Below are 22,184 nucleotides of genomic sequence, written 5' to 3'. Positions count from 1 at the left end.
CGGTGTCTCCCCTGCGCTGTCACGTCTTCTGCTTCTGCGGTGTCCCTCCTGGCGCTACGGCCCCGGTACCTCCAGGACCTCGACGTCGGACCCCGCCGGTACGCCGCCGGGCGGGACGACCGCGAGGCCGTCGGCGACGGCGAGGCCGCGGAGCATCGCCGGTCCGTCGAACGGGAGCGGTGCGACGCCGTGGGCCACGCGCCGCACCGGAAGCAGCCGGGTGTCGTGCGGGTGCCCGGGCAGGGGCGCGGCGGCGGTCGCCCGGTGCGGCTCGGGGTCCGCGTGTCCGCCGAGGCGGCGCAGCAGGGGTACGGCGAGGGTGACCGTCCCGGCGACGGCGGCCAGCGGGTTGCCGGGCAGGCCGACGAGGAGGCGGGGGCGGCCGTCGGGGGACGGCGGCAACTCGGCGAGCAGCATGGGGTGTCCGGGCCGGACGGCGACGGAGTCGACCAGGAGCCGCGCGCCCAACGCGCCGAGAGCGGCGTGCAGATGGTCCACGGGCCCGGCGGCCGTGCTGCCGGTGGTGACGACGACGTCGGCGGTGGAGTCGCGCAGGGCGTCGCGCAGCCGCACGGCGTCGTCCGCGACGAGCCGACGCCCGGCCACGTCCGCACCGTGGCGGGCCAGCCACGGCGGGAGGAGCGGCCCGAGCGCGTCGCGGACGCGGCCGTCGCGGGGCGGTCCGGACTCCAGCAACTCGTCGCCGAGGACGAGGAGTTCCACGCGGGGACGCCGGTGCACGGCGAGCCGGTCGTAACCGGCGGCAGCGGCCAGCCCGACGACCCCCGGCGTCACGACGGCCCCGGCGGGCAGCAGCACGTCACCGACCCGACACTCCTGCCCTTGAGCCCGCACGTCCCGACGAGGAGACAAGGGGGCGGGGCCGGGGGCGGGGACGGCAACCGGGCCGGGGGCGGGGTCCGGGCCAGGAACAGGGCCCGATCCGCCTCTCGAGCAGTCGTGCAGCATGCCGTCGCCCGCCCCGATCTCGCCGTGCTCCCTGCGCAGTACGGCGCTCGCTCCCGCCGGCAGGCGGGCGCCGGTGGCGATGGCGACGGCCGTGCCGTCGCGGAGCGGTGGGGGCTGCCCGCCCGCCAGGACCTGGCCGTCCCGCAGCCGCCAGGGGCCGGGTCCGGCGACGGCCCAGCCGTCCATGGCCGAGGTGTCGAACGGCGGCAGGTCGGTGAGGGCCGTCAGCGGTCCGGCGAGGGCGTGGCCGAGGGCCGCGTCGAGGTCGCGGGTGACGACGGGCAGCGGCTGCCCGGCGCTGTCCCGGGCACGGGCGCGGGCCTGTTCCCACGCCACGGCGTGACCCGCCGGTTCGTCACGGGCCCCCTTCCCCGCCTCGGGCGACGGCCCGCCGGCCGCGGGCAGGGCCGCAGGCACCGCCGTCGGCCCGGCCGTCAGGCCGAGCAGGCGTTCCAGGGCCAGCTCCCTGTTCAGTTCGGTCTCGGCCGCGGCGATCCATTGACGCATCTGGTACATCCGGCTCCCCTCTCTCCTCGGGTCCTGTTCTCGTGCGTCAGCCGCCGATGGCCGACATCGGGCGTTCCGGGCGGCGGAAGTCCGGGCTGTCGATGGCGTGGCCCGGGCCCTTGCCCGCGATCGTGTTCCGCCAGGCCGCCTCCAGCGCCGCGTCGTCGGCGCCGCCGCGGAGCAGGGCCCGGAGGTCGGACTCCTCGGTGGCGAAGAGGCAGTTGCGCAGTTGCCCGTCGGCGGTGAGCCGAACCCGGTCGCAGGTCCCGCAGAACGGGCGGGTGACGCCGGCGATGACCCCGATCACCGTGTCCGTACCGGCGATCCGCCATTCCTCCGCGGGCGCGTTGCCGTGCCGTCCGACGGGTACGAGGTCGAAGCGCTCGCCGAGGCGGTCGAGGATCTCGTCGGCGCGGGGCAGCCAGTTCAGGCCCTCCGCGGGCATGCAGTACGTGCAGCGCAGGTTGCAGCGGTCGGTGAGGGACACCCTCAGGTCCGTGTGGACGCGGCCGAAGCGGTCGAGCAGGGGGGCCGGTGGGGCCACGGGGGCCGTGGTGGCCAGGGGGAGCCGGGACACGGGGCTGCCTTCTTCCTCTGCCCGGAGGCAGTCGCGCGGTGCCGGGAATTCTCACCGCCATTCCTGATGGCTGCCGGTGAAACCGGAACAATCACCCGTCGATCACCTTCGGCGCATTCCCTCGGGAAGTCAAAGAGGGTTTCTCGATGACGTCATCGGCGGCGCCTATCCGACCACAGAACCCCTGTACACAGCCGTGCGACACATCGATAGGCCGCGCCTGTCACCTCATCGGAAACACCTCTTTGACTTTCCCCGGGAAATCCCGTGAAGCTTCCTCCGCAGTGCGAGCCGGAAATTCGGAAAGAGGCGGAGCGGAACGTGAGTGACATCGAGGACCCGAGCGACGATCTGAAGGTCACCGCACCCAAGACGTGGGCGACGGGCCTGCCCGCGGTGACGCACGCCCTGGAGTACTCCCTGGGGCAGACGTCCCCGCGCCGCACCGCGCTGACCCTGCTGAACATCAACCAGCCGAAGGGCATCGACTGTCCGGGCTGCGCCTGGCCCGAGCCCGCGCCGGGCGAGCGGCACAGGAACGAGTACTGCGAGAACGGCGCGAAGCACATCAACGACGAGGCCACCTCGCGCCGCGTCACCCGGGAGTTCTTCCGCGAGCACTCGATCGCCGAGCTGGACCGGAAGTCCGACTACTGGCTCAACCAGCAGGGCCGGCTGACCGAGCCCATGGTGAAGCGCCCGGGCGCGTCGCACTACGAACCGATCGACTGGGACGAGGCGCTCGGGCTGCTCGCCCGGGAACTCCAGGCGCTCGACTCCCCCGACGAGGCCCTCTTCTACGTCTCCGGCCGGCTGAGCAACGAGGCCGCGTTCCTCCTCCAGCTCTTCGCCCGCGCCTACGGCACGAACAATCTGCCGGACTGCTCCAACATGTGCCACGAGTCGAGCGGGTCCGCGATGTCGGAGACGCTCGGCATCGGCAAGGGCAGTGTGTCGCTCGACGACATCCACCACGCCGACCTGGTCTTCGTCGTGGGCCAGAACCCGGGCACCAACCACCCGCGCATGCTCTCCGCCCTGGAGGAGACCAAGCGCAACGGCGGCCGGGTCGTCGCCGTGAACACGCTGCCCGAGGCCGGTCTCCTGCGCTTCAAGCACCCGCAGAAGGCCCGCGGGATCATCGGCCGGGGCACGCCGATCGCCGATCAGTTCCTGCACATCCGCGCGGGCGGCGACCTCGCGCTCTTCCAGGCGCTCAACCTCCTGCTCCTGGAGGCCGAGGACGCCGCGCCGGGCACCGTGCTCGACCACGACTTCATACGGGACCACACCACCGGCTTCGACGCGTTCGCCGAGCACACGCGGGACACCTCCTGGGAGAACGTCCTGCGGGCGACCGGGCTGTCCCGCGAGGAGATCGAGGAGGTGCACGAGCGGGTCCTGCGCAGCGAGCGGATCATCGTGTGCTGGGCGATGGGGCTCACCCAGCACAAGCACGGCGTGCCCACCATCCGGGAGGTCGTCAACTTCCTCCTCGCGCGCGGCAACATCGGCCGGCCCGGCGCCGGTGTGTGCCCGGTGCGCGGCCACAGCAACGTCCAGGGCGACCGGACGATGGGCGTGTGGGAACGCATGCCGCAGGAGTTCCTCGACGCCCTGGGCCGGGAGTTCGGCTTCACACCGCCCACCCGGCACGGGCTCGACGCGGTGAACGGCATCCGGGCCATGCACGAGGGCCGGGCCAGGCTCTTCCTCGGCGTCGCCGGGAACTTCGTCCGGGCCACGCCCGACAGCGCGGTCACCGAGGAGGCGATGCGGAAGTGCCGGCTCACGGCCCACGTCTCCACCAAGCTCAACCGCTCCCACACCGTCTGCGGCGACACGGCCCTCATCCTGCCCACCCTGGGCCGCAGCGACCGGGACGTCCAGGCGGGCGGCGAGCAGTTCGTGACCGTCGAGGACTCCATGAGCGACGTCCACGCCTCCCGGGGGAAGCTGCCGCCCGCCTCCCCTCACCTCCTCAGCGAGGTCGCGATCGTCAGCCGGCTCGCCCGGCTGACCCTGGGCGACGAACCGTCCGTCCCCTGGGAGGAGTTCGAAGCCGACTACGGCACGATCCGGGACCGGATCTCCCGAGTCGTGCCGGGCTTCGAGGACTTCGACGCCCGGGCGGCCGTGCCCGGCGGCTTCACGCTGCCCAACCCGGTGAACGCGCGGGTCTTCCCCACCCCGAGCGGCAAGGCGGTCTTCACCCGGAACGCGTTCACGATGCCGCACGTCCCCGAGGGCCACCTCCTGCTCCAGACGCTGCGCTCGCACGACCAGTGGAACACCGTGTGGTACGCGCCGAACGACCGCTACCGGGGCATCCACGACGCGCGCCGGGTCGTCCTCGTCAACCCGGCCGACCTGGCCGGCCTCGGCCTCGCCGACCGCGACACGGTGGATCTGGTGAGCGTCTGGCACGACGGGCGGGAGCGCCGCGCGGAGGGCTTCCGGGTCGTCGCGTACCCGGCGAGCCGTGGCTCGGCGGCGGCCTACTACCCCGAGACGAACGTCCTGGTGCCGCTGGACAGCGTCGCCGACATCAGCAACTGCCCCACGTCCAAGGGCGTGCTGATCCGTCTTGAGCCCGCGGCGGCGCGCTCCGGGGAGGTGAGCGGGCCGTGGGGCGCGTGACCGTACGCCGTCGGGTGCTGCGCGTACGGGACGGCGAGGGTGCGTACCGCCCGGACACGCTGGCCGCCGAGGAGCCGATGGAGATCCGGATCGGCGGGCGGGCGCTGACCGTGACGATGCGCACGCCGGGCGACGACTTCGACCTCGCGGCCGGGTTCCTGGTGAGCGAGGGCGTGGTGCACGCCGCCGGTGACATCGCCGGGATCCGGTACTGCGCGGGCGCCACGGCCGACGGCGGCAACACGTACAACGTGGTGGACGTGGTCCTGGCCCGGGGCGTGGCCGCGCCCGACGCCTCCCTGGAGCGGAACTTCTCCACCACGTCCTCGTGCGGGCTGTGCGGGAAGGCGAGCCTGGACGCGGTGCGGACCTCGGCGGCGTGGTCCGTGGCGGACGACCCGCTGCGGATCGGCCCTGAGGTGCTCGCGGCGCTCCCGGACCGGCTGCGCGCCGCCCAGCGGGTGTTCGACAGCACCGGCGGGCTGCACGCGGCCGGGCTGTTCTCGGCCGACGGGGAGCTGTTGTGCCTGCGGGAGGACGTCGGACGGCACAACGCCGTGGACAAGGTCGTCGGGCACGCCCTGCGGTCGGGGCTGCTGCCGTTGCGGGAGACGGTGCTGATGGTGAGCGGCCGGGCCTCGTTCGAGCTCGTGCAGAAGGCGGCCATGGCCGGAATCCCGCTGCTCGCCGCCGTGTCGGCGCCGTCGTCGCTTGCCGTGGACCTGGCCGAGGAGAGCGGGCTGACCCTGGTCGGGTTCCTGCGGGGCACGTCGATGAACGTGTACAGCGGGGCCGGGCGCCTCGGGTCCGTATCCACGGCCTGAGCGGGTCGGTTGCGCCGGTCGGTGATGCCGATTGGCGTTCCGCGGGGCGGTCGGGTAGACCCGTGAGGTGCTGTTCCGTCAACTCGAATACCTGGTGGCCCTGTCCAGGGAGCGTCACTTCGCCCGTGCCGCCCAGGCCTGCCACGTCTCCCAGCCCGCGCTCTCCGAGGCCGTCCGGAAGCTGGAGGGGGAGCTGGGCGTCCCGCTGGTCCTGCGCGGCCGTACGTACGAGGGCCTCACGCCCGAGGGCGAGCGGATCGTGGTGTGGGCGCGGCGGATCCTCGCCGACCGCGACGCCCTCACGAGCGAGGTCGGCGCGTTGCGCAGCGGGCTCGGCGGCCGGATCCGGATCGGCGCGGTGCCGACCGCGTCCGGGGCGGTCGCCCAGCTGACGGCGCCGTTCTGCCTGGCGCATCCGCTGGTCACGGTGGAGGTGATAGCGGACCTGGCGTCGGAGGAGGTGCTGCGGCAGCTGCGGAGCTTCGAGATCGACGCCGGAATCACGTACCTCCACAAGGATCTCGCCGAGGGCTTCCGGTCGGTCCCGCTGTACGAGGAGCGGTACGTGCTCCTGACGGACGCCGCCGACAGCCTGGTCCACCGGACGACGGCGACCTGGGCGGAGGCCTCGCGGCTGCCGCTGTGCCTGCTGACCCGGGCCATGCAGGGGCGCCAGGTGCTCGACGAGGTGTTCACGGAGGTCGGGGTGCGGCCCTCGCCGCGGGTCGAGACCGATTCGGTGGCGGCGCTCTTCGCCCATGTCCGCACGGGCCGGTGGGCGAGCGTCGTGCCGCACACCTGGCTGCACGTGTTCGGTGTGCCGCACGGGATGCGGGCGGTGCCGCTGGTCGAGCCCACGCGCACGGTGCCGGTCGGTCTGGTGACCGTCGCCCGGGACCCGGGCTCGGTCATGGCCCGGGCGCTCACGGAGGTCGCCCGCCACACGGATGTCGCGGCGGCCCTGGAGCGGCTGCCGGGAGACCCCGCGCCGCACCCCCTCTAGAAGGGCGCGGGCGGCGGGGCATCGGTTAGCGTCGTGGGGCGGGCGGAACCGGTGTGTCCGGATGCCGGCCGCGGACGAAGATCCAGACGAAAGGACGACCATGCCCCTCGAAGGCGAGTACGAGCCCAGCACAAACGCGTGGGTACGTGACCAGGTCGAGATGTACGAGTCGTCCGGCGGCACGGAGGGCACCACGATGCGCGGCCTGCCCGTGGTCCTGGTGACGAACGTCGGCGCGCGGAGCGGCAAGCTCCGCAAGACGCCGCTGATGCGCGTGGAGCACGACGGCGCGTACGCGCTGGTGGCGTCGAACGGCGGGGCGGTGAAGCACCCCGTCTGGTACCACAACCTCGTCGCCACACCCCTGGTCGAGCTGCGTGACGGCCAGCGGACCTGGGACATGAGGGCCCGGATCGTCACGGGCGAGGAGCGGCAGGCGTGGTGGGAGCGGGCCGTCGAGGCCTTCGCCGACTACGCGGACTACCAGCGGAAGACGGACCGCGAGATCCCGGTCTTCGTCGTCGAGCCCGTCGTCCAGGAGCCGTAGGGGGTTCCTGCTCGCGTGTCATGAGGCGCGTACGCGCCGGACTTCCGTAGTCCGGCGCGTCCCACCGCGCCGCCCGCGAGAGGACCCGATGCACGCCAACGAACAGACCCGAGGCCCCGACGCCGTACCGGCCGACCGCGGGCTCGCCCGCCCCCCGGCTCTCCGCGACGGAACCCCCGCGGGGCTGCTCGCCCTCCAGAGCGGCGCATCCACGACGACAGCGCCGCCAGGGCCTCGGCCGCTGAGGTCGGCGCCCGCGCCTACACCAGCGGCAGCCATGTCGTGATCGGCGACGGCGGCTCGGACCGGCACACCCTCGCCCACGAGCTGACCCACGTCATCCAGCAGCGGCAGGGCCCCGTCGCGGGGACGGACAACGGCGACGGCCTGAAGGTCGGCGACCCGTCGGACCCGCGCGACGCCCAGCGTCAGCCGAGCGCCGCGCGGGCGCGGTTGAGGAAGTCGCGGAAGGCGGTGCGCTCGCGGGCCGTGAAGCCCGCGAGCATCTCGTCCTCCAGGTGCTGGACGGCCGTTGCGTGGAGGGCGAGCAGGGCGCGGCCCTCGTCGGTGAGGCTGATGACGTGGCGCCGCCGGCTCGCCGGGTCCGGGGACCGGGCGATGAGGCCGCGCCGCTCCAGGGCGCCGACCAGGTCGGACATCGACTGGGGCGTGACGAAGGAGTTGCGGGCGAGCTCCGCCGAGGACATGCCGTCCCGGCGTTCGAGCACGGTCAGCGCCGTGTACTGGAGGGCGGTGACGCCCGAGGGCCTGAGCAGCTCGTCGAGCCGGGCCCGGGTGGCCAGCTCGACCTGTTTCACCGAGTACAGCAGAGACGGCGGCGTGGTGTCCGTCACCTTCGCTCCCCCTCCCTCCATCATCAGGAATCCTGTCGAAAATCCTAGCGCAACCCCCTTGCCCGACGGCGGCACGTCCTCCGATACTCAGGATTCCTGATGATTGAGGAGTCCTTCTTGAGCACGCTGTCGATCGACCGCCATGACGGAGTGGCGGTCCTGACGCTCTGCCGGCCGGCCAAGCGCAACGCCCTCGACGACGCCACGGTGCTGGCCGTCGAGGCGTTCTTCCGGAAGCCGGGCCCCGACGTCCGGGCCGTCGTCCTGGACGCCGAGGGCGACCACTTCTCGGCCGGGCTCGACCTCGGCGAGCTGACCGAGCGGTCCACCGAGGAGGCGCTGGAGCACTCGCTCATGTGGCACCGCGTCTTCGACACGATCGAGGGCGGCCGGGTCCCCGTGGTCGCCGCGCTGAAGGGCGCGGTCATCGGCGGCGGTCTGGAACTGGCGGCCGCCGCGCACCTGCGCGTGGCCGAGCCGTCCACGTTCTACGCGCTGCCGGAGGGGCAGCGCGGACTGTTCGTCGGCGGTGGCGGCTCCGTCCGGATCCCGCGGCTGATCGGCGCGCACCGGATGGCGGACATGATGCTCACCGGCCGCGTCCTCGACGCCGCCGAGGGCCAGGCCGTCGGCCTCTCGCACTATCTGACCCCCGAGGGCGGGGCGCGCGCCAAGGCCCTGGAGCTCGCGGAGCGGATCGCGGCCAACGCGCCGCTGACCAACTTCGCCGTCCTCCAGGCACTCCCCCGCATCGCCGAGGCATCGCCCGCCGGCGGCCTCCTGCTCGAATCCCTCATGGCGGCCGTCGCCGCCGGCAGCGACGACGCCCAGGCGAGGATGCGGGCCTTCCTCGACGGCCGCGCCGGAAAGGTCACCCGATGAGCGAGATCCTCAGCACCCCCGGCCCCCGGGTCAGGGACGAGTCGGAGATCGGCCGCTACCTCCGCTGGCTGGAGTCCGAGCGGGGCCTGTACTTCCCGGACTACGCCGGCCTGTGGCAGTGGTCCGTCACCGATCTGGAGGGCTTCTGGTCCTCGGTCTGGGAGTTCTTCGACGTCCGCCCGCACACCCCGCCCACCGCCGTCCTGGGCCGCAGGTCCATGCCGGACACCGAGTGGTTCCCCGGCGCGACCCTCAACTACGCCGAGCACGCCCTCGGCCGGGAGGAAGATCTCGACGCCGTCGCGGTCGTCGCCCACTCCCAGACCCGGGCGCCGATGGAGCTGACCTTCGGCGAGCTCCGCGACCGGGTCGCCCGGGCCCGCGCCGGGCTGCTCCGCCTCGGCGTCGGCAAGGGCGACCGGGTCGTCGCGTACCTGCCGAACATCCCGGAGACGCTGGTCGCCTTCCTCGCCACGGCGAGCATCGGGGCGGTCTGGGCGGCCTGCGCACCGGAGTTCGGGCCGCGCAGCGTCGTCGACCGCTTCGCCCAGCTCGAACCGAAGGTGCTGCTCACCGTCGCCGGCTACCGCTACGGCGAGCGGGACGTCGACCGCCGCACCGAGGTCGCGGAGATCGCCGCCGGGCTCCCCACCGTGGAGCGGATCGTCCACGTCCCGTACGGCCCGAACGCACTGCCCGACGCGCTGGGCTGGGCGGAGCTGCTCGCGGAGCCGGCCCCCGGGCCCGTGTCCTTCGAGCCCGTGCCGTTCGACCATCCGCTGTTCGTGCTGTTCTCCTCCGGCACCACCGGCATCCCCAAGGCGATCGTCCACCGCCACGGCGGGATCCTCCTGGAGCACCTGAAGAACAACGCGCTGAGCTGGGACCTGAAGCCCGGCGACCGGATGCTCTGGTTCAGCACCACCGCCTGGATGCTGTGGAACACCCTGGTCTCCGCGCTGCTCGTGCGCGCCTCGATCGTCATGATCGACGGCAATCCGGTCCATCCGGAGCTGCGGGAGCAGTGGCGGATCGCCGCCGAGACGGGGGCGACGCTCATGGGCGTCAGCCCCGGCTATCTGATGGCCTGCCGCAAGGCCGGGGTGCGGCCCGCCGAGGAGTTCGACCTGTCGCGGCTGCGGCAGCTCGGCGCGGCGGGCAGCCCGCTCGCCGCCGAAGGCTTCCACTGGGTGGCCGAGCAGTTCGGCGACCGGGTCCTCCTGAACGTCGGCTGCGGCGGCACCGACGTGTGCACCGGCATCCTCCAGGGCAGCCCGCTCCAGACGGTGCGCGCCGGGGAGATCTCCGGCCCGTGCCTCGGGGTCGCCGCGTACGCCTACGACGCCGAGGGCAAGCCGGTCGTCGGGGAGCTGGGCGAGCTGGTGATCACCGAGCCGATGCCGTCGATGCCCGTCGGGTTCTGGGGCGACACCGACGGCTCCCGCTACCGGGCCGCCTACTTCGAGGAGTTCCCGGGGGTGTGGCGGCACGGCGACTGGGTGCGGTTCGCGCCCGAGGGCCACTGCGTCGTCGCCGGACGCTCCGACGCCACGCTCAACCGGGGCGGGGTCCGGCTCGGCACCGCGGAGTTCTACGCCGTCGTCGAGGACCTGCCCGAGATCGACGACAGCCTCGTCGTCCACATCGAGGACCCCGAGGGCGGCAACGGCGAACTGCTGCTCTTCGTCGCGGGCCCCGTCGAGCTCGACGACGCCCTCCGTACGAGGATCGCCCGGGCCCTGCGGTCGGCGCTCTCGCCCCGGCACGTCCCCGACGTCATCGAGCGGGTGCCCGCCGTCCCGCGCAACCGGACCGGCAAGAAGCTGGAGGTGCCGGTGAAGCGGATCCTCCTCGGCGCGGCCCCCGAGTCCGTCGCGAGCACCGACGTCCTCGCCGACCCCCGCTCGCTCGACACCTTCGTCGCGTACGCCGCCAAGCGCGCCGGCGCGCCGAACGACGGGCGCGCGTCATGAGGATCGCCGTCGTCGGAACCGGCGTCATCGGGGCCTCCTGGACCACCCTCTTCCTGGAGTACGGGCACGAGGTCGTCGCCACCGACCCGGCGCCCGGCGCGGAGGACCGACTCCGGGCGGCCGTCACCTCCGACCAGACCCGGCTGACGTTCACCACGGACCTCGCCGGGGCCGTCGCGGACGCCGGCTTCGTCCAGGAGAACGGCCCCGAGCGGCCGGAGCTGAAGGACGAGGTCTTCGCCGTCCTCGACGCCGCCGCCCCGCCGGAGACGGTCCTGGCGAGCAGCTCCTCCGGGCTGCTGCCGTCCCGGATCCAGCGGGCCTGCGCGGCCCACCCCGAACGGGTCCTCGTCGGGCATCCGTTCAACCCGCCGCACCTCATCCCGCTGGTCGAGGTCGTGCCGGGGGAACGGACGGGCGAGGCCGCCGTGGAGGAGGCCATGGCGTTCTACCGCGGCCTCGGCCGGCGGCCGATCAGGCTGCGCCAGGAGCTGCCCGGGCATGTCGCGAACCGGCTCCAGGCGGCGCTGTGGCGCGAGGCGTACTCCCTCGTCGGCCGGGGCGCGGCGAGCGTCGCCGACATCGACACGGCCATCGCCCACGGGCCCGGTCTGCGCTGGGCCCTGCTCGGGCCGTTCCTCAACCAGCACCTCTCGGGCGGCGCGGGCGGCATCGCGCACGTACTGGAGCATCTCGGCCCGCCCATGGAGGAGTGGTGGGCGGACCTCGGCGCGCCGCGCCTCACGCCCGAGCTGACGCGCGCGATCACCCGAGGCGTCGCCGAAGAGCTGGCCGGGACCTCCGAGGCCGATGTCGTCGCCGAGCGCGACGCGCTCCTCGCCCTTCTCCTCGACGCCAAGAACCGGACCGACCACCTGTGAGCACCCCGATGAGCCTGCCGATGAACCCGTCGATGAACCCCGACGAGCTGACCGCGATCGACTTCCACGTCCATGTGGAGCAGGACGCCCATGGCCATCTCGCGCTCGACGCCGAGCTGATGGACGCCTCGGCCGCCTACTTCAAGTCCGGCCAGGACCGCACCCCGACCGTCGAGCGCCTCGCGGCGTACTACCGCGAGCGCCGGACGGCCGCCGTGATCTTCACGGTGGACGCCACCACGGGACTCGGCCACCCGGCCCTGTCCAGCGAGGAGATCGCCGCGGCCGCGGCCGAACACCCCGACGTCCTCATCCCGTTCGGATCGGTCGACCCGCACCGGCCCGACGCCGTCGACCGGGCCCGGGCGCTCGTCCTCGACCACGGCGTCCGCGGCTTCAAGTTCCACCCGAGCCTCCAGGCGTTCGCGCCGAACGAGCGGGAGCACTACCCGCTCTACGAGGCGATCCAGGAGCTGGGCGTCCCCGCGCTGTTCCACACGGGGCAGACCGGGATCGGCGCGGGCCTGCCCGGCGGGCGCGGCATCAAGCTGCGCTACTCGAATCCGATGCTCCTGGACGACGTCGCGGCCGACTTCCCCGGTCTGACGATCGTCCTGGCGCACCCGTCGGTGCCGTGGCAGGACGAGGCGATCTCCATCGCCACGCACAAGGCCAACGTCCACATCGATCTGTCGGGCTGGTCGCCGAAGTACTTCCCGCCGCAGCTCGTCAGGGCGGCCGGCTCCTTCCTCCGGCACAAGGTGCTGTTCGGCTCGGACTTCCCGGTCGTGACGCCGGACCGCTGGCTGGCCGACTTCGACACCCTCGACATCAAGCCGGAGGTCCGGCCGCTGATCCTCAAGGAGAACGCCGTACGTCTTCTCGGCCTCTAGCCTTGTGCAATATCTTGCTGCAACACTCAGCAAGATATTGCACAGGGCAGTACGACGAGAGGAACCACGATGGCCGGCGAGTACGACGTCCTCGTCCTGGGAGGGGCGGGCGTCGACACGATCGTGTACGTCCCCGAGCTCCCCCTGCCGTACGCCGACAGCTACATGATCCGGCCGGGCATCGAGACCCGGGCCGGGCAGACCGGCGACTTCGTCGCGCTGGGGCTGAGCGCCCTGGGCCTGCGGACGCACCACCTCGACATGGTCGGCGACGACGCCCAGGGGGACCTCGTCCGCGCGTTCCACCGCGACCGGGGCATCGGCTTGACCGAAGTGCCCCTGACCGGGGGGACGAAGCGGGCCGTCAACCTCGTCGGCCCCGACGGCCGGCGGCTCTCGCTCTACGACGACAGCCGCTCCCGGGAGTCGGACCGGCTGCCCGAGGAGCTGGTCCGCTCCCTGGCCGCGCGGAGCCGGCACGCGCACGTCTCGATCACCTACCCGTGCGCCTTCGCCCTGCCCCAGCTGCGCGAGGCGGGCCTGACGATCTCGACGGACCTGCACGACTGGGACGGCGAGAACCCGTATCACGAGCCGTTCGCCTACGGCTCCGACGTCGTCTTCGTGTCCGCCACGGCCCTGGCGGACACGGAGAAGACCATGCGCCGGATCCTGGAGCGGGGCCGTGCCGAGGTCGTGGTCGCCACTGCCGGGGCCGCGGGCGCGTACCTGCTGACCGCGGACGGTCTCGTCCACGTCCCGGCCGTCACTCCGCGCGCCCCGGTGGTCGACTCCAACGGCGCGGGCGACGCCTTCGCCGCCGGTTTCCTCTTCGGCCGGCTGACGGGCGAGGCCCCGGCCCGGTGCGCGCTGTACGGCGCGGTGGCCGGCGCCTACGCCTGCACCGTACCGGCGACCGACTGCGACGCCATCGACCGCGCGGGGCTCCTCCGCGAGGCCGGCGAAACGGCGCCTTAGGCCTTCCCGTCCTGGGCGCGGTGGCCGTCCACGTACGTCGCCACGATCTCGATGTCCCCGATCCGGGACGGATCCACGCGGCGCGGGTCGTCTCCGAGAACCACGAGGTCCGCGCGCTTGCCGGGGCTCAGACTGCCGGCCGTGTCGTCCCAGCGGCAGGCGTACGCGCCGGCGACGGTGTAGGCGTGCAGGGCCTCGTCGACGGTGACGGCCTCGTCCGGGCCGATCCGCCGGCCGGAGAGGGAGGCGCGCTCCACCATGAACTGGACGGCCCGCAGCGGCGAGCCGTCCGTGACCGGCCGGTCCGAGCTGCCGACGAGGGTGACGCCGTGGTCGAGGAATCCCCGGCCCCGGTACATCCACGGCGCCCGCGACTCCCCCATGATCTCCGCGTAGTCGTCGCCGAAGGACCGCAGGAAGTTGGGCTGGACGACGGCGCCGGCGCCGAGGCGCCCGAGGCGCGGGAGCTGGTCGGGGCGGATCAGTCCGGCGTGCTCGATCCGGTGCCTGGCGTCGGGGCGGGGCCGCAGCTCCTGGGCGCGCTCCAGGGCGTCGAGGGCGAGGTCGGCGGCGCGGTCCCCGATGGCGTGGACGGCGAGCTGCCAGCCCGCGAGATGGCCGTCCATGATCAGCTGCGCGAGCCGCTCGGGGTCGTCCTGGAGCTGCCCGGTGTGGGACATCCCCTCGTACGGGGCGGTGAGGGCGGCCGTACGGGCCATCATCCCGCCGTCCGTGTAGATCTTGAGCGCGCCGAGAGACAGCCAGTCGTCGCCGAAGCCCGTGCGCAGGCCCAGGTCGAGGGCGCGGGGGATGCCGTCGTCGCGGTGCGCGTCGCGCGGTCGCAGGGTGTCGCCCGCGGCCATGAGCTGGACCCGCAGGGGCAACCTCCCCTGGTCGCGCAGGAGTTGGTACGCGCCGAGCTCGACCGGGCTGTGGCCGAGGAGGCCGCCGCCGATGCCCGCCTCGGCCACGGCGGTGATCCCCTCGGCGAGGCAGGCGCGGCCCGCGAGCTCGATGGCGTCGGCCAGCTCCTCCTGGGAGTACGGCAGCCGGAGGCGGCGTACGGCGGCCATGGCGCTCTCGACGAGGAAGCCGTCCTGGTGCGGCACGTCGGCCGGGAGGAGGTCCAGGACGGCGCTGTTGACCACGCACGCGTGTCCGGAGTCGTGCAGGACGAAGAGCTTGCGCCCGTGGGCGACCCGGTCGAGTTCGGCGGCGGTGAGGTGGCGGCCGAGCGCCCGCTGGTCGTATCCGGCGATGTCCACCCAGGCGCCGGGCGCCTTGCGTGCGGCGGCCTCCTGGACGACGGCGAGCACGTCCTCGACGCGCTCGCACGGAGCGATGCTCGGGGTGTTCGCCTTCAGCCCGGTCCACGCGAGGTGCACGTGGCTGTCGATGAAGCCGGGCAGCACGGTGGCGCCTTGGAGGTCGACGACCTCGCGGGCGGGCAGCGAGGTCACGGCCTCGTCGAGGCCGACGATCCGGCCGCGCCAGATCCCGAGGTCATGGGCGACGGGGTGGTCCGGGTCCATCGTGAGGATGTGCGCGTTCGTCAGCCTCGTACAGAGCATGGGCGATCCGTCCGGTTCGTCGTCGTCTTCGGCGGCGGCAGCGACGTCGCCGCCGCCGTCAGGAGGTCGGGGCGAGCTCGGTTGCCTGGGTGGCCTGGGTGGCCGTCTGGGTGGCCTGGGGAGTCTCCGCGGCCACGGTGGTGGGCGCGTACCGCTTGGGGGCCGCCGGCACCATCAGCGGTGTTCCCGTCTCCGGGTCGTCGATGATCCGGCAGGGCAGGCCGAACACGTCCTCGACCAGCTCGGCGGTCATGACGGTCGACGGATCGCCCTCGGCGGCGATCACGCCCCCGGGCCGCATCACGATGAGGTGCGTGGCGTAGCGGCACGCCTGGTTGAGGTCGTGGAGGACGGCGACGATCGTGTGGCCCTCGCGGGCGTGGAGTTCGGCGCACAGGTCGAGGACCTCGACCTGGTGGGCGATGTCCAGGAAGGTCGTCGGCTCGTCGAGGAGCAGGATAGAGGTCTGCTGCGCCAGGACCATGGACAGCCAGACGCGCTGGCGCTGGCCGCCTGAGAGGTCGTCGACGGGCCGGTCGGCGAGTTCGAGGACGCCGGTCTGCCGCATCGCCTCGACCACGGCCGCCTCGTCGTCGGCGGACCACTGCTTCAGCATGCCCTGGTGCGGGTACCGGCCGCGGGCGACGAGGTCGCCGACGGTGATGCCGCCGGGCGCGGTCGAGGACTGCGGGAGCAGCCCGAGGCGGCGGGCGACCTCGCGGGACCGGTAGGAGCTGATGGCGCGGCCGTCGAGGTAGACCTGTCCGGCGCGGGGCTTGAGCATCCGGGCGAGCGCGGTGAGGAGCGTGGACTTGCCGCAGGCGTTCGGGCCGATGATCACGGTGAACGAGTGGTCGGGGATGTCGACGCCGAGGCCGGTCGCGACCGTCCGCTGGTCGTAGGAGAGGGTGAGGTTCTCGGCACGCAGGCGGGAGGCGGGGCGGTGCGCCGGGCGGCCCGACGGACCGTTCACCGGGCCGTTCGTCGAGCGGTCCGTCGGGCGGTTCTCTGTTGCTGTCATGCGCGGCTCTTTCGCGACTCGGTGACCAGTAGCCAGATGAGGTAGAGCCCGCCGACGCAGCCGGTCGCCGTGCCCACGGGAAGCAGCGCGGGGGCGAAGAGGCGCTGCACGGCGAGGTCGCTCAGGGCGAGCATCAGCGCGCCCATGAGGGCGGACGGCAGCAGGGCGGGCCCGGAGGAGCGGGTCAGCTTGCGGGCCACCTGGGGCGCGGCCAGGGCGATGAACCAGATGGGGCCGGTGACGGCGGTGGCGAACGCGGCGAGGGCGACGCTGATGACGAGGAGGAGGGTGCGGGTGCGGGCCACGTCGACGCCGAGGGCCATGGCGGTGGTGTCGCCCATCTCGACCATGGAGAGCCGGCGGGAGAGGAAGAAGGCGAGCGGCAGCAGGACGGCGACGGCGATGCCGATGGCGTTCGCGTGGGTCCAGAGGCGGTTGCCCAGACTGCCGATCAGCCAGGCCTGGGCCTCCAGGGCCTCCTGGAAGGTCGCCCGGGTGATCAGGTACGAGTTGACGGCGAGGAGCAGGGCACTGACGCCGATGCCGACGACGACCAGGCGGAATCCCTGGATCCCCCGGCCGAGCATGAGGAGGTGGACGGCGAGGGCGGTGGCGAGGCCACCGGCCAGCGCACCGAGCGCGATCTGCGTCATGCTGCCGTGGAGCACGACGATGACGACGAGGGCGCCCACGGCGGAGCCGTTGGTGAAGCCGATGATGTCGGGGCTGCCGAGGGGGTTGCCCGTGACGCTCTGCAGGATGGCCCCGCTGACGGCGAGGGCGGCGCCGACGCACAGCGCGGTCACGAGCCGCGGCATGCGCAGGGTGTTGACGACGAAGTCGGCGATGCCGGAGCCGTTGCCGGTGAGGGCCTGGAGGACCTCGCCGACGGAGAGGTCGAAGTCGCCCGTGGTCAGGGTGGTGCCGACGACGGCGAGGAGCGCGGCGAGGATCCCGGCGGTGACGGCGACGGTCCGGCCCCGGACGAGCAGGGAGACGGTCCCCGAGGGCGTACGGACGACCCGGCCGGTGACGACGCGGGGCGGCGACGGGGGTCCGGAGGCCTTCGCCTCCCGTACGGCAGTCACAGCATGACCAGCTTTCGGCGGCGGCAGAGGGCGATGAAGAGGGGCGCTCCGATGAACGCGGTGACGATGCCGACCTGCACCTCGCCGGGGGCGCCGATGACCCGGCCGATGACGTCCGAGCCGATGAGGAGGACGGGGGCGATGAGCATCGAGTACGCGAACACCCATCGCTGGTCGGGTCCGACGACGAACCGGGCGACGTGCGGGACGGCGAGCCCCACGAAGCCGATCGGTCCGGCGGCGGCGGTGGCGGCGCCGCACAGCAGCATCACGGCGACGGCGCCGAGGGCGCGGGTCCGGCCGACGTTCACGCCGAGGGCCCGCCCCATCTGGTCGCCCATGGCCAGGGCGTTGAGCGAGGGTGCGAGCACGAGGGCGATGACCAGGCCCACGGCGATGAACGGCAGGGCCATCAGGACGACGTCGCCGTAGCGGCCCGCGAGCGAGCCGACGGTCCAGAAGCGGAACTGGTCGAAGGCCCTGGGGTTGAGGAGCAGGATCGCCCAGTTGAAGGCGTACAGCACCGCGGTGACGGCGGCGCCGGCGACGACGAGCCGCTCGGGCGAGGCGAGCTTCCGGCCGGAGGAGCCGAGGAGGTAGACCCCGACGGACGCGGCGGCGGCGCCGGCGAGGGCGAACCACACGTAGCCGAGGGGCGCCGCGATCCCGAAGAAGGCGATGGCCACCACCACGCCGGCGGAGGCGCCGAGGTTGACGCCGAGCATGCCGGGGTCGGCGAGCGGATTGCGGGTCAGGGCCTGCATCAGGGCGCCGGCGAGGCCGAGCGCCATGCCGACGAGCATGCCGAGGAGGGTCCGGGGGATGCGGTAGTCATGGATGATCACCGACGTCTCCGACCCGTCGGGGTTCCACAGGGCGTTCCAGGTGGCGGTGAAGGGGATGCCCCGGGTGCCGACCCAGACGCTGAGGAGGGAGACGAGGACGAGTAACGCGACGCCGAGGACCAGGCCGAGGCTCCGGAGCGTCGCCCCGGTGCGGCCCGAGTGGGGTGGCGCGTCGACGGCCTTCCCGACCTGATCGCGGGACTGGACGGACAACAACAGCTCCCCTGACGGCAGTTGACACGCGGGGCGAGCCCCGCGACACACGGACTGACGGGTCGATACGGAGGCGATACCGAGACGATGGCGAGGCGATACTTAGGTGAGGCTAACCGAACGCAAACGGCCGGTCAACGCGCAAGACAGTCAGAGTAGGCTTACCTAACCATCACCTACCTCTCCGTGGAGGAGTCCCATGCCAACGGGCGTACCGACAGGGGCAGTTGTCCTCCGTCGAGCGATCAGAGGGCAGCGTCCGCGCATCGTCGCGGCGTCCCTGCTCGGCATGACCCACCAAGGCTGCGAGGCCCTGGTCCCCGTGGTCATCGGCGTCATCATCGACACGGCGGTGGCGACCGGCTCCTCCGACGCCCTGCTGCGCTGGCTCCTCGTCCTCGCGGCCCTCTTCCTCGTGCTCTCCACGTCCTACCGCACGAGCGCGCGAATCACCGAGGGCGCGGGCGAGCACGCCGCGCACCGGCTCCGCGTGGAACTGGCCGCGCGCGTCCTCGACCCCCGGGGCGGCGCCGAGACCAACCGGCTCCCCGGCGCCCTGACCAGCATCGCCACCAACGACGCCCGCCGGGTGGGTTCGGTGGCGACGATCATCGCGTACGGAGTGTCGGCGGTCGCCGCCCTCGTGATCAGCGCCGTCGCGCTCCTCAGGATCTCCGTCCCGCTCGGCCTCCTCGTCCTGCTCGGCATCCCGCCGCTGCTCTGGCTCGGGCACCGCATCAGCCGGCCCCTGGAACGGCGCAGCGAGACCGAGCAGGAGCGCGCCGCCCACGCCTCGGGCGTCGCCGCCGACCTCGTCTCCGGTCTGCGCGTCCTCAAGGGCATGGGCGCCGAGTCGGCGGCCGTCGCCCGCTACCGCACCACGAGCCAGGACTCGCTGGCCGCCGCCCTGCGCGCGGCCCGCAGCCGGGCCGGGCACGAGGGCGCGGTCCTCGCCCTGACCGGCGTCTTCATCGCCGTGATCGGCCTGGTCGGCGCCTACCTCGCCATGGACGGCACCATCAGCGTCGGCGACCTGGTGGCGGCCGTGGGCCTGGCGCAGTTCCTCCTCGGACCGTTCCAGCTGCTCACCTACGTCAACGCCGAACTCGCCCAGGGACGGGCGTCCGCCCGGCGGATCTCCGAGGTCCTGGCCGAGCCCGCCGCCGTCCGGGGCGGGGAGACGGTCCCGGCCGAACCGGCCGCCGGACACCTCGCCCTGCGCGGTGTGTCGCTCGGCGCCCTGCAGGGCGTGGACCTCGACCTGCCCGCGGGCGGCCTGACCGGCATCGTCGCCAAGGACCCGGCGGCCGCCGCCGACCTGCTGCTCTGCCTGGCCCGGGAGCAGGACCCCGCCGAGGGCACGATCGAGCTCGACGGCGTCCCGCTGACCGGGCTCGACCCCGACGCGCTGCGCCGGGCCGTCCTGGTCGCCCACCACGACGCGGACCTGTTCGAGTCCAGCCTCCTCGACAACGTACGGGCCGGGGCCGACGGCGACACGGCGGCGGTCGACCGGGCCCTCGGGGCCTCGGCCGCCGACGACGTGGCCCAACTCCTCCCGGACGGCGTGGACACCCTCCTCGCCGAGCGCGGCCGGTCCCTGTCCGGCGGCCAGCGTCAGCGCGTCGCGCTCGCCCGGGCGCTCGCCGCCGACCGGCCCGTGCTCGTCCTGCACGATCCGACGACCGCCGTCGACACCGTCACCGAGTCGCGGATCGCGAGCCGGCTGCGGGAGGTCCGCCGGGGCCGGACGACCGTCCTCGTCACCACGAGTCCCGCGCTCCTCGCGGTGACCGACCGGGTGGTGGTCCTGGAGGACGGGGCCGTACGGGCCGCCGGCCACCACAACGACCTCCTCGTCGCCGACGAGACGTACCGCGCGACGGTGCTGGCATGACGGCGGCCGGCACGACGACCGACGAGGGACCGCGTACGACCCCGCCCAAGGAGACGGAACAGACCATGACCGGAAGCAGCCCGGACCGCACGCTCCTGCCGACCGCCACGGGCGCCGCGTGCCTGGCGGCGCTCCGCACGATGCTCCACGGCCACCGGCTCCTGGCCGTGGCCGCGACGGCCGTCCTGGTCGCCGGAACCGCGATCGGCCTGCTGACCGCACCGATCCTCGGTCACATCGTCGACCTGGTCGTGGACCAGCGGGGCGCCCAGGCCCTGACGCTTCCGCTCGTCCTGCTCATCGCCGTCGCCGTGGCCCGGGGCGCGGCCACGGCCGTCGGCAGCACGCTCGTCGCCCGGCTCGGCGAGACCGTGCTCGCCGCGCTGCGCGAGCAGTTCATCGAGCGGGCGCTGCGGCTGCCGCTGGAGCGCGTCGAGGCGGCCGGCTCCGGCGACCTCGTCTCGCGGGTCACGAGCGACGTGACCATGATCGCGAAGTCGGTGCGCCAGGCGCTGCCCGAGTTCAGCCGGTCCGCGCTCACCATCGTGCTCACCTTCGTCGGACTCGCCGTCCTCGACTGGCGGTTCCTGCTCGCGGCGCTCCTCGCCGCGCCGGTCCAGGTGTTCTCCGTCCGCTGGTACATGCGCCGCTCCTCCCCCGTGTACGGGGCGCACCGCATCGCCACCGGCGCGCTGCAGCACCAGCTGCTCGACAGCGTCGGCGGCGCGCGGACCGTCCGCGCGTTCCGTCTCGGCGGGACGCACGCCGGCCTCCTGGACGAGCGGTCGGCGGCGGCGCGCGACCTCGGCCTGCGGGGCATCCACCTCGTCACCGGCTTCTTCTCCCGGCTGAACCTCGCGGAGTTCATCGGCCTGGCCGCGATGCTCGCCACCGGATTCGTCCTGGTCGACGGCGGTTCGGTCAGCATCGGTACGGCCACGGCCGCCGCGCTGTACTTCCACAGCCTCTTCAACCCGATCAACGCGACGCTGTACCTCCTGGACGACGCGCAGTCCGCCGGCGCGAGCTTCGCCCGCCTGGTGGGCGTCTCGGCCCTCCCGGCCGAGCCCGCGCCGCAGGACGCGGACGCTCCCGTGGACGGCTCGGTCACCGTCTCGGCGCTCAGTCACGCGTACGCCACCGGGGCTCCGGTGCTGCACGAGGTCGACCTCGTCGTCCGCAGCGGGGAGCGGATCGCGCTGGTCGGCGCCAGCGGGGCCGGCAAGACGACCCTCGCCAAGGTCATCGCCGGGGTCCACACGCCGACGTCGGGCTCGATCACCCTCGGCGGGGTCCCCGTCGGGAAGCTGGGCCCGGCAGGGGTACGGCGCGCGGTGGCCCTCATCAGCCAGGAGGTGCACGTCTTCGCCGGGCCGCTCGCCGAGGACCTGCGCCTCGCCCGGCCCGACGCCGGTGACGAGGAGCTGCGCGCGGCCCTGGACCGGGTGGGCGCCCTGGAGTGGGCGGAGGCCCTGCCCGAGGGGCTCGCCACGGTCGTCGGGGAGGGCGGGCACCGGCTGACGGTGACGCAGGCACAGCATCTCGCGCTGGCCCGGCTGGTCCTCGCCGATCCGCCCATCGCCATCCTCGACGAGGCGACGGCCGACGCGGGCAGCGCGGGCGCGCGCGTCCTGGAGGACGCGGCGGCGCGGGCCCTTGAGGGCCGTACGGGCCTGATGGTGGCCCACCGTCTCCCGCAGGCCGCGACCGCCGACCGCGTCGTCGTCCTGGATCAGGGCCGGGTCGTGGAGATCGGCACCCACGAGGAGCTGATCGCCGTGGGCGGCCGGTACGCCGACCTGTGGGCGGCGTGGTCCGACAGCCGACGGCAGCCCGCGGAGAAGGTGCCGGGACCGGCCTCGGGTTCCGACTCCGAGGTGCCGGTCGCGCCGGCTCTGTAGGAGCTCTCCGGCAGCTCGCCAAGAGCCGCTGAGAGCGACACGAAGGAGGGGCGTCACGACGGATCGTCGTGACGCCCCTCCTTTTGTCGCTCAGCCCTGTTGGGCGAATTGTTGCTCAGC

At 73.5% G+C, this 22,184-nt stretch carries 18 protein-coding genes and 1 pseudogene; 12 read left to right on the top strand and 7 right to left on the bottom strand.

The annotated features are described in order from the left end of the window. Positions 1–54: 54 nt before the first annotated feature. Both ACZ6K0_RS22620 and ACZ6K0_RS22615 read right to left on the bottom strand, forming a co-directional pair. Positions 55–1,407: a molybdopterin molybdotransferase MoeA gene (locus ACZ6K0_RS22620; RefSeq protein WP_469230618.1), complete on the bottom strand. Its 1,353-nt coding sequence runs from the start codon at positions 1,405–1,407 to the stop codon at positions 55–57. A gap of 115 nt (positions 1,408–1,522) precedes the next feature. Then, positions 1,523–2,038 carry a GTP 3',8-cyclase MoaA family protein gene (locus ACZ6K0_RS22615; RefSeq protein WP_469230616.1) on the bottom strand — a complete coding sequence of 172 codons (516 nt, stop codon included), beginning with the start codon at positions 2,036–2,038 and terminating at the stop codon, positions 1,523–1,525. A 336-nt stretch (positions 2,039–2,374) separates the two neighbouring features. Between ACZ6K0_RS22615 and ACZ6K0_RS22610 the strand changes: the two genes are divergently transcribed. The 5 genes and pseudogenes from ACZ6K0_RS22610 to ACZ6K0_RS22590 form a co-directional block, all read left to right on the top strand. Next, positions 2,375–4,693 carry an FdhF/YdeP family oxidoreductase gene (locus ACZ6K0_RS22610; protein WP_469229920.1) on the top strand — a complete coding sequence of 773 codons (2,319 nt, stop codon included), beginning with the start codon at positions 2,375–2,377 and terminating at the stop codon, positions 4,691–4,693. After that, complete coding sequence (gene fdhD / locus ACZ6K0_RS22605; protein WP_469229918.1) at positions 4,681–5,517, top strand: formate dehydrogenase accessory sulfurtransferase FdhD; 837 nt, start codon at positions 4,681–4,683, stop codon at positions 5,515–5,517. The genes ACZ6K0_RS22610 and fdhD overlap by 13 nt, the downstream gene beginning before the upstream one ends. A 67-nt stretch (positions 5,518–5,584) precedes the next feature. After that, positions 5,585–6,520, top strand: coding sequence for a LysR family transcriptional regulator (locus ACZ6K0_RS22600; protein WP_469229916.1), 936 nt, complete (start codon positions 5,585–5,587; stop codon positions 6,518–6,520). A gap of 100 nt (positions 6,521–6,620) precedes the next feature. Further along, positions 6,621–7,067, top strand: coding sequence for a nitroreductase family deazaflavin-dependent oxidoreductase (locus tag ACZ6K0_RS22595; protein ID WP_469229914.1), 447 nt, complete (start codon positions 6,621–6,623; stop codon positions 7,065–7,067). A gap of 204 nt (positions 7,068–7,271) precedes the next feature. Further along, positions 7,272–7,482 (top strand): annotated as a pseudogene (locus ACZ6K0_RS22590) (eCIS core domain-containing protein); the annotation flags it as partial. Between the two features lie 13 nt (positions 7,483–7,495). Here ACZ6K0_RS22590 and ACZ6K0_RS22585 read toward each other — a convergent pair. Beyond that, on the bottom strand, positions 7,496–7,945 hold the full coding sequence (locus ACZ6K0_RS22585) for a MarR family winged helix-turn-helix transcriptional regulator (protein ID WP_376403567.1): 450 nt from the start codon (positions 7,943–7,945) through the stop codon (positions 7,496–7,498). A gap of 93 nt (positions 7,946–8,038) precedes the next feature. On the opposite strand from ACZ6K0_RS22585, the gene ACZ6K0_RS22580 reads away from it, so the two are divergent. From ACZ6K0_RS22580 to ACZ6K0_RS22560, 5 genes are all read left to right on the top strand, one after another. Further along, positions 8,039–8,803, top strand: a complete 765-nt coding sequence (locus tag ACZ6K0_RS22580) for a crotonase/enoyl-CoA hydratase family protein (protein WP_376403569.1) — start codon at positions 8,039–8,041, stop codon at positions 8,801–8,803. After that, positions 8,800–10,776 (top strand): acetoacetate--CoA ligase, encoded by a 1,977-nt coding sequence (locus ACZ6K0_RS22575; protein ID WP_469229911.1) that lies wholly within the window; start codon positions 8,800–8,802, stop codon positions 10,774–10,776. The genes ACZ6K0_RS22580 and ACZ6K0_RS22575 overlap by 4 nt, the downstream gene beginning before the upstream one ends. Then, the gene (locus ACZ6K0_RS22570; RefSeq protein WP_469229909.1) at positions 10,773–11,657 is read left to right on the top strand and encodes a 3-hydroxyacyl-CoA dehydrogenase NAD-binding domain-containing protein; all 885 of its coding nucleotides are present in this window, start codon (positions 10,773–10,775) and stop codon (positions 11,655–11,657) included. Before ACZ6K0_RS22575 ends, ACZ6K0_RS22570 begins: the two co-directional genes overlap by 4 nt. A gap of 32 nt (positions 11,658–11,689) precedes the next feature. Next, positions 11,690–12,550: an amidohydrolase family protein gene (locus ACZ6K0_RS22565; protein WP_469230615.1), complete on the top strand. Its 861-nt coding sequence runs from the start codon at positions 11,690–11,692 to the stop codon at positions 12,548–12,550. Between the two features lie 69 nt (positions 12,551–12,619). Then, complete coding sequence (locus ACZ6K0_RS22560; RefSeq protein ID WP_469229907.1) at positions 12,620–13,528, top strand: adenosine kinase; 909 nt, start codon at positions 12,620–12,622, stop codon at positions 13,526–13,528. Here ACZ6K0_RS22560 and ACZ6K0_RS22555 read toward each other — a convergent pair. The 4 genes from ACZ6K0_RS22555 to ACZ6K0_RS22540 are packed head-to-tail and all read right to left on the bottom strand — an operon-like array spanning position 13,525 to position 18,272. Beyond that, positions 13,525–15,099, bottom strand: a complete 1,575-nt coding sequence (locus ACZ6K0_RS22555) for an amidohydrolase (protein WP_469229905.1) — start codon at positions 15,097–15,099, stop codon at positions 13,525–13,527. The genes ACZ6K0_RS22560 and ACZ6K0_RS22555 overlap by 4 nt on opposite strands. Before the next feature lie 58 nt (positions 15,100–15,157). After that, a complete protein-coding gene (locus ACZ6K0_RS22550; protein ID WP_469229903.1) occupies positions 15,158–16,120 on the bottom strand; it encodes an ABC transporter ATP-binding protein in 963 nt (320 codons plus the stop codon). After that, a complete protein-coding gene (locus ACZ6K0_RS22545) occupies positions 16,117–17,208 on the bottom strand; it encodes a FecCD family ABC transporter permease (protein ID WP_376403581.1) in 1,092 nt (363 codons plus the stop codon). The genes ACZ6K0_RS22550 and ACZ6K0_RS22545 overlap by 4 nt, the downstream gene beginning before the upstream one ends. Continuing rightward, positions 17,205–18,272, bottom strand: coding sequence for a FecCD family ABC transporter permease (locus tag ACZ6K0_RS22540; RefSeq protein ID WP_469230613.1), 1,068 nt, complete (start codon positions 18,270–18,272; stop codon positions 17,205–17,207). Before ACZ6K0_RS22540 ends, ACZ6K0_RS22545 begins: the two co-directional genes overlap by 4 nt. A gap of 193 nt (positions 18,273–18,465) precedes the next feature. Between ACZ6K0_RS22540 and ACZ6K0_RS22535 the strand changes: the two genes are divergently transcribed. Together ACZ6K0_RS22535 and ACZ6K0_RS22530 are read left to right on the top strand one after the other, a co-directional pair. After that, on the top strand, positions 18,466–20,163 hold the full coding sequence (locus ACZ6K0_RS22535) for an ABC transporter ATP-binding protein (RefSeq protein WP_469229901.1): 1,698 nt from the start codon (positions 18,466–18,468) through the stop codon (positions 20,161–20,163). Further along, complete coding sequence (locus tag ACZ6K0_RS22530) at positions 20,160–22,064, top strand: ABC transporter ATP-binding protein (RefSeq protein WP_469229899.1); 1,905 nt, start codon at positions 20,160–20,162, stop codon at positions 22,062–22,064. The genes ACZ6K0_RS22535 and ACZ6K0_RS22530 overlap by 4 nt, the downstream gene beginning before the upstream one ends. The last annotated feature ends 120 nt before the right edge of the window (positions 22,065–22,184 follow it).

Source organism: Streptomyces sp. NPDC042346 (assembly GCF_055581845.1).
Note: the sequence above shows the minus strand (reverse complement) of the source record. Positions and strands in the feature narration are given on the sequence as shown.

What these genes read in the sequence shown, in the direction of transcription:
- ACZ6K0_RS22530 (WP_469229899.1), top strand. Translation starts at nt 20,160, where the DNA reads ATGACGGCGGCCGGCACGACGACCGACGAGGGACCGCGTACGACCCCG.
- ACZ6K0_RS22585 (WP_376403567.1), bottom strand. Translation starts at nt 7,945, where the DNA reads ATGATGGAGGGAGGGGGAGCGAAGGTGACGGACACCACGCCGCCGTCT.
- ACZ6K0_RS22575 (WP_469229911.1), top strand. Translation starts at nt 8,800, where the DNA reads ATGAGCGAGATCCTCAGCACCCCCGGCCCCCGGGTCAGGGACGAGTCG.
- ACZ6K0_RS22570 (WP_469229909.1), top strand. Translation starts at nt 10,773, where the DNA reads ATGAGGATCGCCGTCGTCGGAACCGGCGTCATCGGGGCCTCCTGGACC.
- ACZ6K0_RS22535 (WP_469229901.1), top strand. Translation starts at nt 18,466, where the DNA reads ATGCCAACGGGCGTACCGACAGGGGCAGTTGTCCTCCGTCGAGCGATC.
- ACZ6K0_RS22595 (WP_469229914.1), top strand. Translation starts at nt 6,621, where the DNA reads ATGCCCCTCGAAGGCGAGTACGAGCCCAGCACAAACGCGTGGGTACGT.
- ACZ6K0_RS22565 (WP_469230615.1), top strand. Translation starts at nt 11,690, where the DNA reads ATGAACCCCGACGAGCTGACCGCGATCGACTTCCACGTCCATGTGGAG.
- ACZ6K0_RS22550 (WP_469229903.1), bottom strand. Translation starts at nt 16,120, where the DNA reads ATGACAGCAACAGAGAACCGCCCGACGGACCGCTCGACGAACGGCCCG.
- ACZ6K0_RS22555 (WP_469229905.1), bottom strand. Translation starts at nt 15,099, where the DNA reads ATGCTCTGTACGAGGCTGACGAACGCGCACATCCTCACGATGGACCCG.
- ACZ6K0_RS22560 (WP_469229907.1), top strand. Translation starts at nt 12,620, where the DNA reads ATGGCCGGCGAGTACGACGTCCTCGTCCTGGGAGGGGCGGGCGTCGAC.